Below are 3,160 nucleotides of genomic sequence, written 5' to 3' on the forward strand. Positions count from 1 at the left end.
CCGACCAGCCGCCGAATTTATCGATAGCGGAGCCGTATAAAAGCGACCGACTGCCAAAAGCAGTAGCCGCAGACTAGAGGAGCGCGCGCCCGAGTTACAAAATGACCGACTGCCGAAGCAATATACTGCCAACCGATCGGCAGTCGAGCCGTATAAAACTAACCGACTGCCGAGCCAAAGCCACGGCCCGCGTTACTGCACGTAAATTTTATAATCCCCGTAGCCTAGCGCGTCCATCTCCTCAAGCGGGATAAATTTCAAACTCGCGCCGTTGATGCAGTATCTCATACCGCCCTTCTCTTTCGGCCCATCCTCAAAGACGTGCCCCAAATGGCTGCCTCCTACGCGGCTTGAGACCTCGACGCGCTGCATGCCGTGGCTGTCATCTTGCGCATAGGCGATCGCATCGGTCGTTATCGGCTTTGAAAAGCTCGGCCAGCCGGTGCCGGAGTTGTATTTATCGGTAGAGGAAAAGAGCGGTTTTTTCGACACGATGTCGACGTAGATACCCTTTTTATAATTCTTGTCGTATTCGCTAGAAAACGGCTGCTCGGTCGCCTTTTCCTGCGTGACTTGATACTGAAGCTCGGTCAAATTTTTCTTCAGCTCCTCCTTACTTTGCACTTTAAATTTTTCATCGTCCTCAAGCGGCTTTTTAGCAAGGCGCAGATCGATATGGCAGTAGCCGCCCGGGTTTTTGTCTAGATAGTCTTGGTGGTAATCTTCCGCCTTGACGTAGTTTTTAAGCGGCATAACCTCGACCGCTATCTTTTCATCATATTTGCTCTGCTTAAAGGCTACGAATTTACGCGCCGTCTCGCCGCTCGCCTCGTCGGTGTAGTAGATGCCCGTGCGATACTGGCGACCGCGGTCGTTACCTTGCTTGTCGATCGAGAACGGATCGATGATGCGGAAATAATGCGCCAAAATTTCAGGCTCGCTGATGACGTTGGCGTCGTATTTTAAGTGTAGCGTCTCGGCATGATCGCTGCTATGTAAGCCTTCGTAGCTTGCTTTATCGCTCTTGCCGTTGGCGTAGCCTACCTGCGTCGCGACTATGCCGTCAAGCTGCTTGAAATACGCCTCCATACCCCAAAAGCAGCCGCCTGCTAGATAAATCTCTTTTACGTTTGCGTTCATGCCGCCTCCTTTAACTTTAAAATTTGCATCCGCCGCGCCGCCGTCTGCGGCATTTAGCGCGACTAAATAACCCGCCGCCAAAGCAAAGAGGCAGATTAAGGCTTTGAAAATTTTCATTTTGATCCTTTCGTTTTGAATTTTACGCAATTTTACAATCTCTAAATGAAGCGAGAGTGAAAGAGAGAAATTTTATCGCTTACGGCGGATCGCTACCCAAATTTTACCGCCGCAGGATCGGAGCTTTCGGCTCGCCGTCACCGCAGAATTAGAATTTTATCGCCGCGGTGAGGCGGGACCAAAAATTTTATCTTACCGCGGCGGCGCAAGATCAAAATTTTATCTTACCGCAGCGCGCTGCAGCATCGGAATTTTACCTCCTCGCAAGCGGTTAAAATTCTACGCTATAACGAGGGCTGAAATTTTACCGCCGCCGCCAAGATTAAAATTTTACCGCTTCAGCAGGGGGGGCGGATTTCGCTAACGCGGCAAGCGGTTGGATTTGATCGCCGCGGCAGGAATTAAAATTTTGCTACCGCTGCAGGGTTAGAATTTCATCGCCCCTTGCGCTACGATGAAATTTGTCCCTTTTGTGAGCGAGACCCTTGCGCCGTCGATTCGCCTGCGCTACGGCTCGCGTGAAATTTATCCATTCGTCGCGGCTTACGTGGAGATTTTAGAGATCTTGATACGCCCTATTGCGGCGCGAAATTTTATTGTCGCGCCTCGCGGCTAGATTTTGCTACCATCGCGGGGATCAAAATTTTACCGCCGCGCAACCGTGGCTTGAGCCTGATTTAGCGCCTTTGCGAGTTTTACGACGCGGCCGAATTCTACCGCGCGCCGTTTTGCGAGGGCACGGACTGCTCGCGGGACGGAAGCTTTGCACTGCGCCCGCTGCTCTACTACGCGATTAAATTTTATCTACGCACCGCTTCAAATGCGGCACGGCACTTATCCACCGCGCGGCTAAAATTTTTACGCGCAGCCTCGGTTGCGGCACAGCGTCCATCCGCTTGCCGCATGATTAAAATTTATCTACGAGCGCACACCGATCGCGACGAGGCGCCGCTTTAAAAATTTATACTCCGCTCCGCATCTGCTGCGAAACGGCGTCGAAATTTCAACGCAAAATAGGCGCCATGAAATTTTCGCGCTGCGAGATAAAATTTGTGCGCCGTTATACGACGAGGTGCGAACCCATCCGCTGCGTGCGCGATTAAATTTAAAATTTACTCGCCACGTCCGCTAGATAAAATTTCGCGACCATTCAGGAGCGGCGAATGATTTAATTTAGATTGCGCCGCGCCGATACGTAGCGCCATATCGCGTAGCTAAACCCGCGCCGTACAGTAGTATAACGAAGCGCGAACAGTCGGATTCGCATTGCCTCAGCCACGTAGCGGAGCGCAGCCAAATTTACATCGCGCGCCTTGTAATAGAGGCAGCCAGGTCCGCACCGCGTTGGCGCGCAACAAAGCACTGTGCATTGGATCCGCGCTGCGCCCGCTACGCAGCGGGCAAAGAGATCCGCTCCGGCACGGTTTTCAAGATTCGCAACGGCATAAAAAGTTACAAAGCTATCGCAATAAATCCGCCCGCGCCGCAGGCGGGGAAAATTTAGTGCAAAAAGTGGCGCACTCCCGTAAAATACATCGCCATGCCAAACTCGTCGGCGCTTGCGATCACCTCATCGTCGCGGATGCTGCCGCCCGGCTGCACCACCGCTGCGACGCCCGCAGCATGGGCGATCTCGATGCTGTCTTTAAACGGGAAAAACGCCTCGCTAGCAAGCGCGCAGCCGCGCAGATCGACGCCCACGTCGCGAGCCTTCGCCACTGCCGCGCGTGCGGCGTCCACGCGGCTCGTCATACCCATGCCGATCGCGACCATCGCGCGATTTTTGACGTAAACCACGCAGTTGCTCTTCGTAAGTGCGGCGATCTGCCACGCGATTTTTAGGTCATCCAGTTCGCTCTCGCTAGCCGCGCGCCCCGTGACGCAGCGGGCATTTGCGACCTCG

At 53.4% G+C, this 3,160-nt stretch carries 1 protein-coding gene and 1 pseudogene; both read right to left on the bottom strand.

What is annotated here, in order from left to right:
- Positions 1 to 192 precede the first annotated feature (192 nt).
- Positions 193 to 1,257 (bottom strand): peptide-methionine (R)-S-oxide reductase MsrB, encoded by a 1,065-nt coding sequence (msrB, locus tag Q0198_RS00770; RefSeq protein ID WP_297893900.1) that lies wholly within the window; start codon positions 1,255 to 1,257, stop codon positions 193 to 195.
- A 1,500-nt stretch (positions 1,258 to 2,757) separates the two neighbouring features.
- Positions 2,758 to 3,160: pseudogene (locus Q0198_RS00775) on the bottom strand (bifunctional phosphoribosylaminoimidazolecarboxamide formyltransferase/IMP cyclohydrolase PurH); the annotation flags it as partial.

It is taken from the genome of uncultured Campylobacter sp., assembly GCF_938045205.1.
In the GTDB taxonomy this organism is placed as follows: Bacteria; Campylobacterota; Campylobacteria; order Campylobacterales; family Campylobacteraceae; genus Campylobacter_B.